At 73.3% G+C, this 17,056-nt stretch carries 18 protein-coding genes; 7 read left to right on the forward strand and 11 right to left on the reverse strand.

Annotated features, from left to right (window positions below):
- The first annotated feature begins 19 nt into the window (after positions 1 to 19).
- Positions 20 to 1,822, forward strand: a complete 1,803-nt coding sequence (locus tag ACH4D3_RS11285; protein WP_398319636.1) for a thiamine pyrophosphate-requiring protein — start codon at positions 20 to 22, stop codon at positions 1,820 to 1,822.
- On the forward strand, positions 1,819 to 2,868 hold the full coding sequence (locus ACH4D3_RS11290) for an SDR family oxidoreductase (protein WP_398319639.1): 1,050 nt from the start codon (positions 1,819 to 1,821) through the stop codon (positions 2,866 to 2,868). The genes ACH4D3_RS11285 and ACH4D3_RS11290 overlap by 4 nt, the downstream gene beginning before the upstream one ends.
- A 27-nt stretch (positions 2,869 to 2,895) precedes the next feature.
- On the opposite strand, the gene ACH4D3_RS11295 is transcribed toward ACH4D3_RS11290, so the two are convergent.
- Positions 2,896 to 3,702 carry a ribonuclease BN gene (locus ACH4D3_RS11295; protein ID WP_398319641.1) on the reverse strand — a complete coding sequence of 269 codons (807 nt, stop codon included), beginning with the start codon at positions 3,700 to 3,702 and terminating at the stop codon, positions 2,896 to 2,898.
- A gap of 152 nt (positions 3,703 to 3,854) precedes the next feature.
- Between ACH4D3_RS11295 and ACH4D3_RS11300 the strand changes: the two genes are divergently transcribed.
- On the forward strand, positions 3,855 to 5,012 hold the full coding sequence (locus tag ACH4D3_RS11300; protein WP_398319644.1) for an enolase C-terminal domain-like protein: 1,158 nt from the start codon (positions 3,855 to 3,857) through the stop codon (positions 5,010 to 5,012).
- Positions 5,013 to 5,030: 18 nt separating this feature from the next.
- Here the strand turns inward: ACH4D3_RS11300 and ACH4D3_RS11305 are convergent, their stop codons facing one another.
- From ACH4D3_RS11305 to ACH4D3_RS11340, 8 genes are all read right to left on the reverse strand, one after another.
- Positions 5,031 to 5,435 carry a hypothetical protein gene (locus ACH4D3_RS11305; RefSeq protein WP_003971727.1) on the reverse strand — a complete coding sequence of 135 codons (405 nt, stop codon included), beginning with the start codon at positions 5,433 to 5,435 and terminating at the stop codon, positions 5,031 to 5,033.
- 98 nt (positions 5,436 to 5,533) lie between these two features.
- On the reverse strand, positions 5,534 to 6,757 hold the full coding sequence (locus ACH4D3_RS11310) for a cytochrome P450 (protein WP_398319647.1): 1,224 nt from the start codon (positions 6,755 to 6,757) through the stop codon (positions 5,534 to 5,536).
- Positions 6,754 to 7,995: a cytochrome P450 gene (locus tag ACH4D3_RS11315; RefSeq protein ID WP_398319650.1), complete on the reverse strand. Its 1,242-nt coding sequence runs from the start codon at positions 7,993 to 7,995 to the stop codon at positions 6,754 to 6,756. Before ACH4D3_RS11315 ends, ACH4D3_RS11310 begins: the two co-directional genes overlap by 4 nt.
- Complete coding sequence (locus ACH4D3_RS11320) at positions 7,992 to 8,633, reverse strand: GTP-binding protein (protein ID WP_398319653.1); 642 nt, start codon at positions 8,631 to 8,633, stop codon at positions 7,992 to 7,994. Before ACH4D3_RS11320 ends, ACH4D3_RS11315 begins: the two co-directional genes overlap by 4 nt.
- Positions 8,614 to 8,961 (reverse strand): DUF742 domain-containing protein, encoded by a 348-nt coding sequence (locus ACH4D3_RS11325; protein WP_003971723.1) that lies wholly within the window; start codon positions 8,959 to 8,961, stop codon positions 8,614 to 8,616. The genes ACH4D3_RS11320 and ACH4D3_RS11325 overlap by 20 nt, the downstream gene beginning before the upstream one ends.
- Positions 8,958 to 9,365 (reverse strand): roadblock/LC7 domain-containing protein, encoded by a 408-nt coding sequence (locus ACH4D3_RS11330; protein ID WP_361008784.1) that lies wholly within the window; start codon positions 9,363 to 9,365, stop codon positions 8,958 to 8,960. The genes ACH4D3_RS11325 and ACH4D3_RS11330 overlap by 4 nt, the downstream gene beginning before the upstream one ends.
- On the reverse strand, positions 9,362 to 10,936 hold the full coding sequence (locus tag ACH4D3_RS11335) for a sensor histidine kinase (protein WP_398319658.1): 1,575 nt from the start codon (positions 10,934 to 10,936) through the stop codon (positions 9,362 to 9,364). Before ACH4D3_RS11335 ends, ACH4D3_RS11330 begins: the two co-directional genes overlap by 4 nt.
- A 156-nt stretch (positions 10,937 to 11,092) precedes the next feature.
- Positions 11,093 to 11,785, reverse strand: coding sequence for a GAF and ANTAR domain-containing protein (locus ACH4D3_RS11340; RefSeq protein ID WP_398319661.1), 693 nt, complete (start codon positions 11,783 to 11,785; stop codon positions 11,093 to 11,095).
- 131 nt (positions 11,786 to 11,916) lie between these two features.
- Here ACH4D3_RS11340 and ACH4D3_RS11345 point away from each other — a divergent pair, with 131 nt between their 5' ends.
- On the forward strand, positions 11,917 to 12,369 hold the full coding sequence (locus ACH4D3_RS11345) for a MarR family winged helix-turn-helix transcriptional regulator (RefSeq protein WP_398319664.1): 453 nt from the start codon (positions 11,917 to 11,919) through the stop codon (positions 12,367 to 12,369).
- Positions 12,366 to 14,087, forward strand: a complete 1,722-nt coding sequence (locus tag ACH4D3_RS11350) for an MFS transporter (protein ID WP_398319667.1) — start codon at positions 12,366 to 12,368, stop codon at positions 14,085 to 14,087. The genes ACH4D3_RS11345 and ACH4D3_RS11350 overlap by 4 nt, the downstream gene beginning before the upstream one ends.
- A gap of 12 nt (positions 14,088 to 14,099) precedes the next feature.
- On the opposite strand, the gene ACH4D3_RS11355 is transcribed toward ACH4D3_RS11350, so the two are convergent.
- Entirely contained in the window at positions 14,100 to 15,002 is a 903-nt protein-coding gene (locus ACH4D3_RS11355) for an oxidoreductase (RefSeq protein WP_398319670.1), read from the reverse strand.
- Between the two features lie 115 nt (positions 15,003 to 15,117).
- Here ACH4D3_RS11355 and ACH4D3_RS11360 point away from each other — a divergent pair, with 115 nt between their 5' ends.
- Complete coding sequence (locus ACH4D3_RS11360) at positions 15,118 to 15,978, forward strand: helix-turn-helix domain-containing protein (RefSeq protein WP_398319673.1); 861 nt, start codon at positions 15,118 to 15,120, stop codon at positions 15,976 to 15,978.
- Here ACH4D3_RS11360 and ACH4D3_RS11365 read toward each other — a convergent pair whose 3' ends face one another.
- A complete protein-coding gene (locus tag ACH4D3_RS11365; protein WP_398319676.1) occupies positions 15,979 to 16,416 on the reverse strand; it encodes a hypothetical protein in 438 nt (145 codons plus the stop codon).
- A gap of 149 nt (positions 16,417 to 16,565) precedes the next feature.
- Here ACH4D3_RS11365 and nsrR point away from each other — a divergent pair, with 149 nt between their 5' ends.
- Positions 16,566 to 17,012, forward strand: coding sequence for a nitric oxide-sensing transcriptional repressor NsrR (gene nsrR / locus ACH4D3_RS11370; protein WP_398319679.1), 447 nt, complete (start codon positions 16,566 to 16,568; stop codon positions 17,010 to 17,012).
- Positions 17,013 to 17,056: the final 44 nt, after the last annotated feature.

Consider the following 17,056-nt stretch of genomic DNA (forward strand, 5'->3'; position numbering starts at 1 on the left):
GCACGCCTGGGAGAGCCCCATGACCCAAGTCGCCGACTATGTGCTCCAGCGCCTGTCCGAGTGGGGCGTCCAGCGGGTGTACGGCTATCCGGGCGACGGCATCAACGGTCTGCTCGGCGCGTTCGACCGGGCCGGCGGCGACCCGGAGTTCATCCAGGCCAGGCACGAGGAGATGGCGGCGTTCATGGCCTGCGGTCACGCCAAGTTCACCGGCGAGGTGGGCTGTTGCGTCGCCACGTCGGGACCGGGCGCCGTGCATCTCCTCAACGGCCTGTACGACGCGAAGCTCGACCACCAGCCCGTGGTGGCGGTGGTGGGCCAGCAGAAGCGGCTGTCGCTCGGCACCCACTACCAGCAGGAGATCGCCCTCGACCGGCTCTTCGCGGACGTCTCCGAGTACTGCCAGATGGTCGTGCACCCGGGCCAGGCCCGGCACGTCGTCGACCGGGCCTTCAAGACCGCGCTGACCACCCGGGGCGTCGCCACCGTCATCATCCCGAACGACATCCAGGAGGAGGAGGCCCAGCCCTCCCCGCCCAGGGAGCACGGGTCCGTCTTCTCCAGCGTCGGCTGGAGCAGGCCCCGCGTGCTGCCCGACCTCGACGAGCTGCGCAAGGCCGCCGACGTGCTCAACGCGGGCAACAAGGTCGCCATGCTCGTCGGCCAGGGCGCGGCGAACGCGGAGGCCGAGGTGAAGGAGGTCGCCGAACTGCTCGGCGCCGGAGTCGCCAAGGCACTGCTCGGCCGCCAGGTCCTGCCCGACGACCTGCCCTACGTCACCGGCCCCATCGGCCTGCTGGGCAGCAAGGCCAGCGACAACATGATCCAGGGCTGCGACACCCTGCTCATGGTCGGCAGCAGCTTCCCGTACTCGGAGTGGCTGCCCGAGGAGGGGCAGGCCCGGGGTGTGGAGATCGACATCGACGGCCGCCTGATCGGCATCCGCTACCCCATGGACGCCCACCTCGTCGGCGACTCCAGGGAGACCCTGCGCGCCCTGATCCCGATGCTCCAGCGCAAGCAGGACCGCGGCTGGCGGGAGAAGATCGAGAAGGACGTCCGGGAGTGGCACGACCTGTGCGACCGCTGGGCCGGCGAGCACTTCGGCAAGACCATCAACCCCCAGGCCGTCGCCGCCGAACTCTCCCCGCGGCTGCCGGACGACGTCATCCTGACCGCCGACTCCGGCTCGGGCACCAACTGGTGGGCCCGCCACCTCCTGCTCCGCGACGGCATGCAGGCCTCGCTCTCCGGCACCCTGGCCACGATGGGCCCGGGGACGCCGTACGCCATCGCGGCGCGGTTCGCGTACCCCGAGCGTCCGGTGATCGCCTTCATCGGGGACGGCGCGTTCCAGATGAACGGCATGAACGAGATGATCACCGTCAAGCGCTATCTGGACCGCCTGTCCGGGTCGGCGCCGCTCGTCTTCTGCGTGTTCAACAACCAGGACCTCAACCAGGTCACCTGGGAGCAGCGCGCCATGGCCGGCGACCCCAAGTACCCGGGCTCCCAGGACATCCCCGACGTCCCCTACGCCGCCTACGCCGAACTCCTCGGCCTCAAGGGCATCGTCTGCGCCGACCCCAGGAAGGTCGGCTCCGCCTGGGACGAGGCGCTCGCCGCCGACCGGCCGGTGGTCCTGGAGTTCAAGGTCGACGCCGAGATCGCGCCGATCCCGCCGCACATCATGAAGGACCAGGGCAAGAAGGCCATCAAGGCGGCGCTGCACGACCCGGAGCTGACCGGGATCGCCACCAAGGGCGTTAGGCAGAAGCTCACCGAGTACGCCGGGCACCTCCCCGGCCGGGGCCGGAAGTGAGCGGCGCCCGGCACCTGGGGACGAACGGCACCGGGGTCGTCGTCGTCACCGGCGCGACCGGCGGCGTCGGCCGGGCCACCGTCCGGGCCTTCGGCGCCCGCGGGGCCGCGGTGGCCCTGCTCGCACGCGGCGAGTACGCCCTCCGGCGGGCGGCCGAGGAGGTCGAGGAGGCAGGCGGGCGCGCGCTGCCGCTGGTCGTGGACGTCGCCGACGCGGCGGCCGTGGACGCGGCGGCCGGCCGGGTCGAGGAGGAACTCGGCCCGATCGACGTATGGGTGAACGCCGCGTTCTCGACCGTCTTCGCGCCCGTCCCGGAGATCCGGCCCGAGGAGCTGAGGCGGGCCACCGAGGTCACCTACTTCGGCTTCGTCCACGGCACCCAGGCCGCCCTGCGGCGCATGACGCCGCGCGACCGCGGCACCATCGTCCAGGTCGGCTCGGCCCTGGCCGAACGCGGCGTCCCGCTCCAGGCCGTCTACTGCGGGGCCAAGCACGCCATCCAGGGGTTCACCGAGTCGCTGCGCTGCGAGCTGCTGCACGACCGCAGCGGGGTGCGGGTGACCATGGTGCAGATGCCCGGGCTCAACACGCCCCAGTTCAGCTGGGTCCTCACCCGGCTGCCCCGCCATCCGCGCCCGGTGGCCCCCGTCTACCAGCCCGAGGTCGCCGCCCGGGCCGTGCTGTACGCCGCCGACCACCCCGAGCGGCGCATGTACTGGGTCGGCGGCTCCACCGTCGCCACCCTGCTGGGCCAGAAACTCGCCCCCGGGCTCCTCGACCGCTACCTGGCCCGCACCGGCTACGACGGGCAGCAGACGGACGAGCCCGTCGACCCGTCGCGGCCGGTCAACCTCTGGAAGCCGCCGGACGACACCGCACCGGACGACCACGGCGCACACGGCGTCTTCGACGACGAGGCCCATCCGCGCAGCGTCCAGTTCTGGATCTCCCGCCACCGCCGGCCGCTGGCCCTGGCCACGGCCGCGACGGTGGCGGGGGCGGCGGCCGCGGCGCTGGCCGGGAGCCTGCGCCGACGCGCCTGTTGACCGTCACTCCGTCACTCCGTCCGTCCGTCAGTCCGGCGGTCTCCGGTCGATGTTCCGCGCCCACCAGTGGTGCTCGCAGAACCAGTGTCCGACCATCGCGCCGCCGAAGACGACGAACCCGACCCCGATCAGCCAGGACTCCACCACCAGCACGATGCCCACCGCGCCGTAACTGAACGCGTTGTCGAGGATCAGCGGCGTGAAGAAGAGATACGAGAAGCCGCGCAGGCCGATCAGCCCCACCATCGTGGCGAACGCCCCCGGCAGCAGGTCGCGCCAGCGGACCTGGCCGCCCAGCAGGAAGTGCTGGCCCCACCAGAAGAACAGCATGCCGCTGGCGGTCGACAGCGCGATCCGCGCCGTACCGTGCAGCGCGGTCCGCGTCTGCACCTCCTGGTAGAGGTAGGCGGTCAGCAGGACCACCCAGGTCATCTGGCGCCAGATGCGGTGCCACGGACCGGCGGGCAGTTCCCAGATGCGCTCGTAGCCGTTCTGGACGCTCGCCGCGAAGGACACGCCGAACACGCCGAGCAGGATTCCGCCCCACACGCTCGTCGTGCCGACGACCTTGGTCGGCGGACTGATGATGTCGGTCAGCACCTTGGCCGACCGCCCGGACAGCCCCATGCCGTCGGCCAGCCACGAGGCGAAGCCCCCGCGCCCCAGCGGGTCGGCCGCCGCCACCACGATCAGCAGCGGCGCCAGCGTGACCAGGGCGAGGGTGGCGAAGCCCATGGCCCTGTGCATCAGCTCCAGGTCCCGGCCGCGCCGGACCAGGGCGGACGCGGCCAGCCAGTCCCACACACGGTGGAACGGCCGCCACAACCGGTTCACGGGTGCTCCTCGGGCGTCCTTTCGATGGCTCGCGACGGGAGACTGAGTGACCCGGCCCGCGCCCCGACAAACGTCGGTTGACCCGGACGGCCCGCGCATGGACCGGACGGCGGGGGGAACCGGCCCGGGTACGCGAAGGCGAGGAGTGCGCGATGAAGTCGCCGACCGGCCCGGACACACCGGCACTGGACGAGTGCGTGGTCGACGCGGTCGACGTACACGCCTTCGAGGTCCCCACCGACGGCCCCGGGGGCCGCGAGCAGGACGGCACCCTGGAGTGGGACGCCACGACCCTGGTCCTGGTGCGCGTGCACGCCGGCGGCCGCACCGGCCTCGGTTACACCTACGGGGACGTGTCGGTGGCGTCCTTCGCGCACTCCGTGCTCGCGCCCGTCGTCAAGGGCCGGCCGGTCTCCTCGCCGCCCGCGCTGTGGGAGCGGATGGGGGCGCGGATGCGCAACGCCGGCCGTCCCGGCGCCGGGGCGATGGCCCTGTCCGCCGTCGACGTGGCGCTGTGGGACCTCAAGGCACGGCTGCTGGGTCTGCCGCTGGTCCACCTGCTGCCGGCCCACCACGACCGGGTGCCCGTCTACGGCAGCGGCGGCTTCACCAACTATCCCCTGGACCGACTCACCGACCAGCTCGCCGGATGGGTCCGCCAGGGCATCGGGCGCGTCAAGCTGAAGACCTCGCGGGACCCGGCGGCCGACCCGCGGCGCCTGACCGCCGTACGCCGGGCGGTGGGCGACGGGACCGAGCTGTTCACCGACGCCAACGGGGCGCTCGGCCGCAAGGAGGCCCTGTACTGGGCGCACCGCTTCCACGACGCGTGGGACGTGCGCTGGTTCGAGGAGCCGGTCGCCTCCGCCGACCTGGAGGGGCTGCGGATGCTGCGCGAGCGGGGCCCGGCGAGGCTGGAGATCACCGCGGGGGAGTACGCCTTCACCGCGCAGGACTTCGCCAACCTCACCGAGGGACCGGCCGTCGACTGCCTCCAGGCCGACGTCACCCGGTGCGGCGGCGTCACCGGTGTGCTGGAGGTCGCGGGGCTCTCCGCCGCCCGGCACCTCGACCTGTCCGCGCACTGCGCGCCCGCGGTGTCCGCCCACGCCTTCTGCGCCGTGCGCCGGCTGCGGCACCTGGAGTACTTCCACGACCACGTGCGCGTCGAGCGGCTGCTGTTCGACGGCGTCCCGTCGCCCGAGGGCGGGGCCCTGCGCCCCGACACCTCGCGGCCCGGCCTCGGCCTGGAGGTGAGGTGGGCCGACGCGGAGCCCTACCGGGTGCACGGAGTCCGGCCGCCGCGCTGACCCCGCGGACCGCCCACGTCAGGGGTCGCTGCGCTGCTGGGCCTCCCGCATGCGCTCGTTGTGCCAGGCGACGGCCGCCCGGATCTGGGGCTCCTGGAGGCCCGTCCGGCAGCCGAGCTGGTCCATGGAGAGGGCCGGCGGGCCGGTGGTCAGGGCCCGGGTCAGCTTGGCCGCCCACAGCTCCTCGTCCACGAAGGGCCGGTGCGCGTACCCGTCCTTGATCACGTCGAAGTGGTCGTCCGAGCACGCGGTGATGAGCCGCAGCCCGTCGAACCACTCGTTGGTGGCGTGCACCGCGGAGGAGTCCGGCACGTAGCCCGTCACCGACTCGTCCTCGGGGAAGACCCTGGCGCACAGGTCGCACAGCTCCATGGGGACCGGCCTGGCGGCCCGGCGGTCCTTCCTGCCCTTGCGCTTCCACATGGCGACTCCCGGGGATCGGTGTCCGGAATGCCGGAGTTACCCGCGGGGCGGGATGCAAACGCCCCGCGGGTGAGGGACCGGGCCGCGGCCGGGCGGGGTCAGGCCAGCCTGACCGGGAGTTCGAACAGGTCGTTCTGCGTGACCACCGGCTTGTTGCGCAGCTCCGTGGCCACGACCGCCAGGTCCAGGTGCGGGAAGCGGGCGTACAGGGCCGGGAGCGCCACGCCCGCCTCCATCCGGGACAGGGCCGCACCGGGGCACACGTGCGGGCCGTGGCCGAAGGAGATGTGCCGGTTCTCGGACGTGCGGGTGATGTCGAACCGGTCCGCCGTCGGACCGTGGGCCCGCTCGTCGCGGCCCAGCGCGCCGTACGAGACGATGAGCGCGTCCCCGGCGGGTATCACCCGGTCACCGACCGGGACGTCCTCGGCCGCGAACCGGATCAGGACGTGCGAGGTCGGCGTCGAGAAGCGCAGTGTCTCCTCGATCACCGCGGACCACTCAGCCTTGCCGGAGAGCACCAGGTCCCGCTGGTCGGGATGGGCGGACAGGTTGACGACGGCGTTGACGATCAGCGAGATCGTCGTCTCGTGCCCCGCGGCCACCATCAGCTGAAGCGTGGAGACGATCTCCGCGTCGGTGAGGCGGTCGCCGTCCTCGGACGCCTGGATCAGCGCGCTCGTCAAGTCGTCCCCGGGGTCCGCGCGCTTCGCGGCGACCGTGTCGGCCATGATCGAGGCCAGCTCGGTGAGCGTCGCCACGACCTCCTCGGGCGGGGTCTGCGTCGAGAAGAACTTCTCGAACAGCACCTTCAGACGCGGCAGCCGCGCCTCCTCGATGCCCATCAGGTCGGCGATGACGTACATCGGCAGCGGATAGGCGAAGGCCGCCTTGAGATCCACGACGCCGCCGTCCGCGGGCAGCTCGTCGAGCAGGCGGTCGGTCAGCTCGGTGATCCGCTCCCGCATGTGCTCCACCCGGCGCACCGTGAGCGCCTGCGCCACCAGGGTGCGCAGCCGGCGGTGCTCGGCGCCGTCCACCGTGAGCATCGAGCGGCCCGGGTTGGCCAGCCCGATCAGCGGCCAGTCGGCGGGGATCTCGCCGCGCCGCCAGGCGCCCCACACGTTGATGTCCTTGACCAGCCGCGGGTCCGTGAGCAGGGCCTTGGCCTCCGCGTGGTGCGTGACCGCCCACACGGGCACGCCGCCCGGCAGCTCCACGGCGGCGAGCGGTCCGGCCGCACGCAGCCGCGCGCTCTCGCCGTCCAGGTCGGTGACGAACGGGTCCAGCGGGATCCGGGCTTCTTCGGTGCCGGTCGTCATGCTGACGTGCCTCCCAGGGCAGTGGTCGGGGTGAACCGCACGGGCAACTCGGTCAGCCCCCGCAGCCAGGGCGAGGGGCGACGGGTGAGGGACCCGGCGGGCACCGCCAGGTCGATGTCCGGCAGCCGGTCGAGCACGACCTCGATGCCGGTGCGCGCGATCACCTCGGCGACCTCCTGCGCGGGGAACGGGCAGCGGTGCTCGCCGTGGCCGAAGGAGAAGTGCGCGTTGTTGCCGCCGGTGAGCGCGGAGCCGTCGGTGCGGACCTGCGGGTCGGAGTTGGCGCCCTGCAGCCCGAGCAGCACCAGGTCGCCGGCCCGGATGCGGCGCCCGCCGAGCTGGGTGTCCCGGGCGGCCCAGCGACCGGCCACGTTCTGCGTGGGCGTGTCCTCCCACAGCACCTCGTTCATGGCCTCGGCGACACTGTTGCGCCCGCCGAAGAGGGAGGCGGCGAAGCGGTCGTCGGTCAGCATCAGGCGCAGCGAGTTGCCGATCCAGTCCGCCGTCGGCTGGTGGCCCGCGGCCATCATCACCATCAGGTCCTGGGCGATCTCCTCCTCGGTGAAGCCGCTCGCGTCGGCCAGCATCCGGGAGGCGACGTCGTCGGCGGGCGCCGCCTTCCGGTCGGCCAGCAGCCGCGCCATGGAGGTGGCGAGGTGCGTCTGGCCCGCCAGGGCCCGCTCCCTGCCGTCGATCATGTCGTTGAGCGCGGTGACCAGTGCCGGACCCTGCTCGTCCGGGAACCCGTACAGGCGGGCCAGGACCCGGACCGGCAGCAGCATCGCGTAGTCCCCGACGAGGTCGGCCTCGCCCTTCGCGCACAGCCGGTCGACGAGTTCGTCGGCGAACCGCTCGGCGTGGCCGCGCAGCAGGTGCGGGTCGACGGCCTCCAGCGCGTCGCTGATCATGGCGGCGCGCTCGCGGTGCCGCTCACCGACCGTGTACAGGATCGACGGCTGCCTGCGGCCGATCATCGGCAGCAGCGGCCAGTCGTCCGGGATGTTCTCCCACTGGTTCCACAGGTCCGAGTCCCGGCTGAACAGCACCGGGTCACCGGTCACCTGGTGCAGCTCGCGGTACCCGAGCACCAGCCAGGCCGGTACGTCGCCGTCCAGCACGACCGGCGTGACGGCACCGTGCTCGCGCCGCATCCGCCGGTACAGCAGGGCGGGATCGGTCTGGAAACGGGGGCCGCCGAGCGGCACGGCGCCCGGGACGTCGTGGGCGTCGGTGCTCACGCGAACTCCTGTCGGGGCCGGGCGGCGGAACCGGCGTAGTGGGCCTGGAGATGCTCGACCAGCGTGATCAGCACCTGCTTGCTGGACTGGCGGGACCTGGCGTCGCAGGAGACCAGCGGCACCCTCGGATCCAGGTCGAGGGCCTCGCGGACCGCCTCGGGCGAGTGCTCCGGGCCGCCGAAGTCGTTGCAGGCGACGATGAACGGCGTGCCGTGGTGCTCCAGGCGGTCGATCGCGTACCAGGAGTCGTCGATGCGGCGGGTGTCCACGAGGACCACCGCGCCGAGCGTGCCCGAGAACAGCCGGTCCCACAGGAACCAGAACCGCTCCTGTCCGGGCGCGCCGAACAGATAGAGCACGTTGCGCGCGTCGAGGCTGATGCGGCCGAAGTCGAAGGCGACGGTCGTCGCGGACTTGCCGCGCACCTCGCTGATGTCGTCGACCGCCTCGCCGGCCTGCGTCATCGTCTCCTCGGTGCTGAGGGGACGTATCTCGCTGACCGAACGGACCATGGTCGTCTTGCCGACACCGAAGCCGCCCACGACCACGATCTTCAGACCGTTGTCGGCGGCCGCGCCCAGCGGGGTGCGCGCCGGGGCGCTCGCCGGGGTACGGGCGTCAGAGATTGCGGAGTCCAACGAGCACCTGCTCCAGGATGTCGGGATCGGGGACGGCTGCCGTGTACGGGTGGCGTGCGCTCACCCGGCCGGCGGCGTGCAGGTCGGAGAGCAGGATCTTGGTGATGCTCACCGGGAGCCGCAGTTCGGCGGCGATCTCCACGACGGCCGTGGGGGCCTCGGTCAGCCTGAGGATCGCCGTGTGCTCGGACTGCATGCCGGGCATCGGCGCGCACTCGGCGACCACGAGGGTGACCAGGTCGAAGGGGTTGTCGGGGCCCGAGCTGCTGCGTCCCTGGGTGACGGTGTACAGCCGGTCGGGCGCGTCGTCCCTGCCGGGGCGGCTCATGACGTGCGCGGCAGCGCGGTGAGGTGCTCGCCGAGCTGCTCGATGAGTTCGCTCATGTGGTGTCCGACGAGCCCCGCGTCCGCGTCCTCGGAGGTGACCACGGCGAGGTGCGCGCCCTCGCCGGCCTCCACGATGAACAGGATCCCGCCGTAGAACTCGGTCATCGCCGAACGCACCCCGCCGCTGCCGTCGCCGAACTCCACGGAGGCACCGTGGGACAGCGACTGGATGCCGGCGGCGATGGCGGCCAGCTGGTCGGCCTGGTCGACGGAGAGTTCCGGGGTGCGGCACAGCTTGAGTCCGTCACGGGAGAGGACGAGCGCGTGCCGCGCGCCCGGCGTGCGCTCCAGGAGGCCCTCGATGAGCCAGGTGAGCTTCTCGTCGGCGGTGGTCGAGCCGGTCATGGAGTGGTGTCGCCTTCCGGGTGCGCGGATGAGTGGGACGGGAGGTCGGGGGCCGTCTCGGCCGGTTCGGCGGCGGCGCCGGCGGTGGAGGTGGAGCTCCGGACGGCCTGGCGGAAGCTGCTGAAGCGGGCGGCGCGGGCCTTCGCGTCGTCGGCGGACGGCGTGGCGCGGGGCTCGGCGGCCCGGGCGGCGACGCGGGCGCGTTCGGCGGCGGCGAGGGTACGGCCACGACGGCGCTTGGGCAGCTCCTCGGCGGACGGGTCCGGTTCCCGGTCCGGCCCCTGGTCCTGCTCCTGCGCCTGCTCCTGCGCCTGCGCCTGCTCCTGGTCCTGCTCCGCGAGATCGTGGACGGGCGGCGGCTCGGGGGCCACGTCGGCCGGGGCGGGCCCGGTCGCGGGCGGCGCGGGGGTGTGCCGCCGGTCGTCTTGGACCTCCGCGGGCGTCGTCGCCGGGGTCGCCCCCGGCGCGGTGGGGACGGCGGGACCGCTCAGGATGTCCTGGGGGACGAGCATCAGCACGCCCGTACCTCCGCGCGCGGACGGCCGGAACGACACCTTCAGCCCGTACTTGGCCGACAGCCGCCCCACCACGGCCAGGCCCAGCCGGGTGCCGGTCAGGCCGCCGAGCCCCGCCGTCTCACCGGCCACCGCCCGCTCGGCCCGGCGCAGTTGGACCTCGCCCATCACCAGCCCACTGTCCTCCACGGACACGATGACACCGGCCGGCACCTCCTCCACGTACACGTGGATCTCAGCCGTCGGCGGGGAGAAGTTCGCCGCGTTGTCCAGGAGTTCGGCCAGGGCGTGCATGACACCTTCGGCGGCGTGCCCGGCGACCGCGGTGTCGCTGCTGGAGTGCACGCGCACGCGCCGGTAGCCGGCGATCCGGCCCATGGCGCCGCGCAGGATGGACTCCATGGCGATCGGGCGCGCCCAACGGCGGCCGGAGCGGGCGCCGGTGAGGACGGCGACGGAGTCGGCGAGCCGGCCCGCCTGTGCGGTGCGGTGGTCGAGGTGGAGCAGGTCGGCGAGGACGGCCTCGTCACTGTGCCGCTCCTCCATGGCCCGCAGATCGGCGAGCATGCCGGTGGCCAGCGCCTGCATCCGGCCGGCCGCGTTGGCGGTCGCGGAGACGGCGGCGGCGCGCTCACCGGTGGCCTGCCTGAGGCGCTCGCCCAGCCGCGCCGACTCCTCGGTGAGCCGTGTCACCTCCCGGTCCCGCTGCTCGGCGAGCCGCTCCCGCTCGCGCGTGAACTCGGCGACGAGGGCGTCCCGTTCACGTTCGGCGGTGGCCGCGGCCGAGGTCCGTGCGGCATCGGCCTCCGCCCTGGCGGCCGTCAGCACCCGGCGGGTGGCCCGTTCCGCGCGGACCGCGTGCACCGCCGCCGTCAGTGCCGCGCAGAGCAGGATCGCCGCGGCACCGGCGCCGAGTCCGAGCGGAAGGCGTACCGAGGCGGGCGCGGCGGCGACGGCCCCGCCGACGACGAGCGCCGACACGACGGCGCACGGCAGGGCCACTGCGGCGAGGGCGCGGGGGGTGGGGCGGTCGCCGGGGCGGGCGGGCGCGGTCATCAATCGGGTCCTCGCCTGGCCGCCGGAGCGGCCCTCGGGTCGTCCAACGGGGGCGCATGCGAGCCGAGGGCTGTCACGCGGCACTCAACTGACGATCACTATACGAGGGTTCGTGATCCAAAGGAGCGGAAACTCGTTCATCTTTTGTCCGTTGGCTCAGGGCAGGCCGCCCCGTTCGCAGACCTGTGCCGCCACGTCCCGCAGTTTGACGTTGTGATCCTGCGAGTACCGGCGCAGGGCCGCGAAGGCCTGGTCCTCGGAGATCCGGTGCCTGCCCATGAGGATGCCCATCGCTTCCCCGATGGTGTGCCGGGTGCCGATGGCCTCTTGCATCTGGGCGTGCGTCCGGGCGCTGGAGAAGGCGACCGCCGCGTGCGAGGCCAGCAGCCAGCCGGCCGTCTCGTCGGCCTCGGTGAACGCGCCGGGGCGGTAGGAGTACATGTTCAGCGCGCCGAGTTCCTCGTCCTCGGTGAACAGCAGGAAGCCCATCATGCTGCCGAGGTTCAGCTTGCGTGCCTCGGGGAGGTACTTGGGCCAGCGCCGTGCCTCGTCGGTGAAGTCGGCGATCCGGAACTGGCGTTCCCCCGTGTCGCTGCGGGCGGCGTCGAAGCACGGGCCCTCTCCGACGCGACCCTGCAGCGCGTCGCTGTCGATCACCACCTGTTCGGTGGGGGCCAGTGACTGCACCTTGGTGCCGCGCAGGATGAGGATGTCGGCGGCGTCGCAGTCCGCCACCAGTTCCGTGGCCGAGGCGGTGATCCGTTCCAGTGTGTCGTGCAGCGATTCCTGGGCCAGCAGATCGCGGGCCAACGAGGCCATCTGCTGCGCGAAGCCGCGCCAGTCGTCCATGCCGAGTCCTCCCAGTCCTGCCTGTCCTCCCTCGTTCCCGTGCCGGGTGCCCAGCGATGGCCGGAAGCAACGGGGCGGAGGCGGCCCCGGCCCATCTTGTTTCGTACTACATCTAAATGCATAATGCGCTTATGGACACGGCACCGGAGGGCCCGGACGACCTGATCATCGCCGTGGAGCAGATGATCCGCTACGTGCGGCAGAGCGCCCGGACCGGCGGTCTGAGCACCGCGGCCTCCTCGACGCTGGCCAGGCTGAGCCGCGATGGCCCCCAGCGGCTGACCGAACTGGCCAGGGCCGAGGGCGTCTCCCAGCCGAACATGACCCAGCTCGTCACACGCCTGGAGCGCGCGGGCCTGGCCCGGCGCACCGCCGACGCGAGCGACGGCCGCGGCGTCCTCGTGGCGGTGACGCCCACCGGCGTCGAGGTCCTGGACCGGCGCCGCGCCGAGCGTGCCGTGGCCCTCCGGGAGCTCATGGAGGACATGACCGGGCCGGAGCGGCAGGCCACCACCACCGCGCTGCTGGCCCTGGCCCGGGTCATCGACAACCGTCAGGAATCCTCGGAGGAAGACCGCGCATGAGTGCACCACGTGGAAAGGCCGCCAGTCCCTTCCGGCAGCCGAAGGCCGTCTGGGCGGTCGCCTTCGCCTGTGTCATCTCGTTCATGGGCATCGGCCTGGTCGACCCGATCCTGCCGGCGCTGGCCGAGAGCCTCGACGCCACCCCCAGCCAGGTCTCCCTGCTGTTCAGCAGCTATCTGATCGTCACCGCCGTCGCCATGCTCTTCGTCGGCTGGGTCTCCAGCCGTATCGGGGCCAAGCGCACCCTGGTCACCGGCCTCGCCGTCATCGTCGTCTTCGCCGCCCTGGCGGGAGCCACCGGCTCCATCAACGGCATCGTCGGCTTCCGGGCCGGCTGGGGACTGGGCAACGCCCTGTTCATCGCCACCTCCCTCGCGGTCATCGTGGCCTCCGCCAGCGGCGGCTTCAGCGGCGCGATCATCCTCTACGAGACCGCCCTGGGCCTCGGCATCGCCGTCGGCCCCCTGCTCGGTGGCGAACTGGGCGGCATCAGCTGGCGCGGCCCCTTCTTCGGCGTCGCCGCCCTGATGGCCGTCGCCCTGATCGCCACCCTCGCCTTCGTCCCCGACCTGCCCAGGCCCAAGAAGGTCACCTCACCGCTCGCCCCGCTCAAGGCCCTGCGCCACCGCGGCCTGCTCACCATGGGCATCATGGCCCTGCTGTACAACTGGGGCTTCTTCACCATGCTCGGCTACGCGCCGTACCCGATGGAGCTGGACGCCCACGAACTCGGCCTGGTCTTCACCGGCTGGGGCCTGCTGGTCGCGGCCTTCAGCGTCTTCTTCGCCCCGCGGCTCCAGGCCCGCTACGGCACCGCGCCCGTCCTCTACGCCAATCTGCTCGGCCTCGCCGTCGTCATGGCCGTCATAGCCGCCGGCGTCACCGACCCCACCACCGTGATCGTCGCGGTCGTCGTCAGCGGCGCCTTCATCGGCATCAACAACACCCTCACCACGCAGGCCGTCATGCTCGTCTCGCCGGTGGAGCGCCCCGTGGCCTCCTCCGCGTACGGCTTCCTGCGCTTCATCGGCGGCGGGCTGGCCCCCTACGTCGCCGGAAAGCTAGCCGACGCCACCGATCTGAGCGTCCCCTTCTACCTCGGCGCCGCCACCTTCCTGCTCGCCGTCCCCGTCCTGGCCAGCGGCCACCGGCTGCTGCGCCGGGCCGAGACGGACACCGGCGAGGGCGAGCCCGTGACCCCCGCGCTCACCCCCGTCGGTGCCCCGGCGGCGACCGACGCGCGCCCCGTGGTCGTAGCCGTCGGAGCCCACCGCGAGGCGGCCGCCGTCGTGGACGCCGCGGCCCGCCTGGCCCGTGACACCGCGAGCCCGCTCGAGGTCGTCCACGTACGGCGGACCGCCGTCGTCGAGGAACAGGCCGCCGACACCGAGACCGACGAGCAGGCGAAGGCCGCCGTCACCGCGCACCTCGACCGGCTCGGCGGCATGGGAGTGGCCGCCACCGGCCAGATCCTCACCGGCGTCGGCGACCATGCCGCCGCGGGCCGCGCCCTGGCCCGGCACGCCGCCGAGGCGGGGGCCCGCACGGTCGCGGTCGGCCGATCCCCGCGCGGCCCGCTGGCCCAGTTCGCCGACGGCAGCTTCACCAGCGCCCTCACCCACGCGGCCACCTGCACCGTCGTACTCGTCGACCCGGACGCCGAACCGCGCCCCCTGACGGCGCGGTCCCTCACGGAGCTGCGTGCCGAGGCACGGTGAACGGGCCCGGGTTCAGGACACCCGCTCCAGGTCGGTGCTGCGGGTGAGGGCCTCGTTGGCGTCGATCTCGTGCCGCAGCCGTTCCAGGCGGGCGCGGGCACCGGCGAGCGCGTCCGAGCCCAGCAGGAGCCGCAGCGGCGGAGCCGCGGCGTCCACGACGGTGGCGATCGCGGCGGCGGCGCGGACGGGGTCGCCGGGCTGGCGGCCGGAGACCGCCAGGGTGGCGGCCCGGCGGCTGCCCGCGGTCTGCTCGTAGTCCGGGAGCCGGGTCGGCGACTGCCGCATCGACGTTCCGGCCCACTGGGTGCGCAGGCCCCCGGGCTCGACGAGAGTGACCGCGATGCCGAGCGGCGCGACCTCCGCGGCCAGCGACTCGGACAGTCCCTCAAGGGCGAACTTGGTCGCGTGGTAGTGGCCCGTCGCCGGGAAGGCGGCGAGACCGCCGAAGGACGAGATGTTCACGATCCGTCCCGAGCGGCGCGCCCGCATGCCGGGCAGGACGGCCTTCAGGACGGTGACCACGCCGTGCACGTTGGTGTCGTACAGGGTGCGCACCGCGGCCTCCTCACCTTCCTCGACGGCGGCGAGGTAGCCGTATCCGGCGTTGTTGACCAGGACGTCGATGCGCCCGAACTCCTGCTCGGCCGCCGCGACGGCGGCGACGACCGAGGCGGCGTCGGTGACGTCCAGGCGGAGGGCGAGCGCACGGTCCCCGTAGGTGTCCACGAGGTCGGCGACACCAGACGTGTCACGGGCGGTGACGGCGACCCGGTCGCCGCGCTCCAGGGCGTGCCGGGCGAGTTCGCGCCCCAGGCCGCCCGAGCATCCGGTGATCAGCCAGACCGGCGTTTCCCCGGATCCGCCCGAGGCGCGGGCCCGGTCGTCGTCGTCCAGTGCTGTGGTTCGTTGGTTCATGCCCCCATTGCAGCCGGACCCCAGGCGGTGGTGCCACACCTCCTCGAGGCAGGCCCCCGGAGGGTCTGTCGGCGGCGTCGCCGCAGGTGGCCGGTCACGCGGTACAGTCGGCCCGATGTCCCGTGACGACCACACCGACGACAATCCGATCGGTTCCTTCCTGCGCAGCCGCCGGGAGCGGATCGACCCCGGCTCCGCGGGCGTCGTCGACAACACACGGCGGCGGGTCAAGGGCCTGCGCCGCGAGGAGTTGGCGCTGCTCGCGGGGGTGAGCCCCTCCTACTACAGCCGTATCGAGCAGGGCCGGGACCGGCATCCCTCCCGCGAGATCCTCCAGGCCCTGGCCGACGTGCTGGGCCTGGACGACACCGAGCGGGCCTACCTCTGGTCGCTGGTCGCGCCGTCCCTCGCCCCTGCGAACGACCGGGCGACGGTCCCCGCCGGCACCGTCCGGGCGGGGGTGCGGGTCCTGCTGGAGCGCTGGTCCGACCTGCCCGCCCTCGTCGTCGGTCCCCGCCGTGACGTCCTGGCCGCCACCGCCCTCGCGCACCGCGTCAACCCGGCGTGGAGCCCGGGACACAACCTCGTCGAGTTCACCTTCCTCGACCCGCGGGCCCGGCAGGTGTACCCGGACTGGGAGGAGATCGGCCTCCAGGCGGTCGCGGGTCTGCGCACCACCGCGGCCGCCAGGCCCGCGGAGCTCGCCGGGTTCGTGGCGGCCCTGCGCGAGCGCAGCGAGACGTTCCGGGCCCTGTGGGACTCCCACGACGTGTACGACCGCGTGACGGGCCGCAAGCGCCTGGCGGTCGACGGTGTCGGGATCCTCTCCCTCGACTTCGAGACGTTCGCACTCGCCGGCCCCGAAGGGCACGTGCTGTACGTGTACTTCCCGCGGCCGGGCAGTGCGGACGACACGGCGCTGCGGGCCCTCGCGCGCGAGGCGGACACCGGCCCTCCGGCGTCGCCCGCGCCCTGATCAGGCGCCGTCGCCGAGGGCGGACCGCAGCCGGTCGGCGGCCTCCGGCGGCTGGATGCGCATGCCGGGGCGCCGACGGTGCACGGTCAGGTACGTCACCCCGTCCGGCCCGGCGAGGACGGCCCGGGTCGAGCCGTGCGGCAGCCAGGTCAGGACGCCCGCGGGCAGCGGGTGCTCGCCGTCGGTGGAGTCGAGGCGGGCCGCACCGTCGAGGACGAGGAGCAGGACGTCGAGGTCGGGCTCGGTGTGGGTGTCCACCCGGCCGCCGGCGGGGAGGCGGACGACGTTGGCGTCGAGCTGCCGGCCGGGTTCCGCCAGCTTCCACAGGGCGCCGGCCGGCGCGTCGCCGCCCAGGGACAGGAGCTCCGCCGTGTCGCACAGCACCCGGGGGAGGGGAGGGCCCGCAGTGCCCGGGGAGCCGCCGTCTTCCGCTGCCATCTGGTGCCGCCGTTCCGTGTGCCCAACCGTGCCCGTACGCCGCCCCGTTGAGCGGTCCGTGCCGGGGCGGCCGGTCCAGTGACGCACCGCACAGGCTCAGTACCCCGGGTAAAGGCGAATCTAGCATGCGCATTTGATAGCGTCCTGGTGTGCGGCTGACGAAGTTCACCGACCTGGCGCTGCGTTCGGTCATGCGCCTGGCGGTTGTGAGAGACGGTGACGAACCACTGGCCACCCGAGAGGTGGCGGAGGTCGTGGGGGTGCCGTACACGCACGCGGCGAAGGCAATCACCCGCCTGCAGCACCTGGGTGTGGTGGAGGCGCGGCGCGGTCGCGGCGGCGGGCTGACACTGACCGACCTGGGCCGGCACGCCTCGGTGGGCTGGCTGGTGCGCGAACTCGAGGGCGACGCCGAGGTGGTCGACTGCGAGGGCGACAACCCCTGCCCGCTGCGCGGGGCCTGCCGGCTGCGCCGTGCGCTGCGCGACGCCCAGGAGGCGTTCTACGCGGCGCTCGACCCGCTGACCGTGACCGACCTGGTGGCCGCACCGACCGGCCCGGTTCTGATCGGCCTGACGGACCGCCCCTCGGGATGACGGGCGGCGGCCCCGGAGGCCGTCGAGCTGTGACCTAAAACACG

Source organism: Streptomyces sp. NPDC018026 (assembly GCF_044327745.1).
Taxonomy (GTDB): Bacteria; Actinomycetota; Actinomycetes; order Streptomycetales; family Streptomycetaceae; genus Streptomyces; species Streptomyces rubrogriseus.

Bases quoted from the DNA above. Each gene is read 5' to 3' on its own strand.
- ACH4D3_RS11285 (WP_398319636.1), top strand. From the start codon at position 20: ATGACCCAAGTCGCCGACTATGTGCTCCAGCGCCTGTCCGAGTGGGGC.
- ACH4D3_RS11300 (WP_398319644.1), top strand. From the start codon at position 3,855: ATGAAGTCGCCGACCGGCCCGGACACACCGGCACTGGACGAGTGCGTG.
- ACH4D3_RS11305 (WP_003971727.1), bottom strand. From the start codon at position 5,435: ATGTGGAAGCGCAAGGGCAGGAAGGACCGCCGGGCCGCCAGGCCGGTC.
- ACH4D3_RS11310 (WP_398319647.1), bottom strand. From the start codon at position 6,757: ATGACGACCGGCACCGAAGAAGCCCGGATCCCGCTGGACCCGTTCGTC.
- ACH4D3_RS11325 (WP_003971723.1), bottom strand. From the start codon at position 8,961: ATGAGCCGCCCCGGCAGGGACGACGCGCCCGACCGGCTGTACACCGTC.
- ACH4D3_RS11330 (WP_361008784.1), bottom strand. From the start codon at position 9,365: ATGACCGGCTCGACCACCGCCGACGAGAAGCTCACCTGGCTCATCGAG.
- ACH4D3_RS11335 (WP_398319658.1), bottom strand. From the start codon at position 10,936: ATGACCGCGCCCGCCCGCCCCGGCGACCGCCCCACCCCCCGCGCCCTC.
- ACH4D3_RS11340 (WP_398319661.1), bottom strand. From the start codon at position 11,785: ATGGACGACTGGCGCGGCTTCGCGCAGCAGATGGCCTCGTTGGCCCGC.
- ACH4D3_RS11345 (WP_398319664.1), top strand. From the start codon at position 11,917: ATGGACACGGCACCGGAGGGCCCGGACGACCTGATCATCGCCGTGGAG.
- ACH4D3_RS11350 (WP_398319667.1), top strand. From the start codon at position 12,366: ATGAGTGCACCACGTGGAAAGGCCGCCAGTCCCTTCCGGCAGCCGAAG.
- ACH4D3_RS11355 (WP_398319670.1), bottom strand. From the start codon at position 15,002: ATGAACCAACGAACCACAGCACTGGACGACGACGACCGGGCCCGCGCC.
- ACH4D3_RS11360 (WP_398319673.1), top strand. From the start codon at position 15,118: ATGTCCCGTGACGACCACACCGACGACAATCCGATCGGTTCCTTCCTG.
- ACH4D3_RS11365 (WP_398319676.1), bottom strand. From the start codon at position 16,416: ATGGCAGCGGAAGACGGCGGCTCCCCGGGCACTGCGGGCCCTCCCCTC.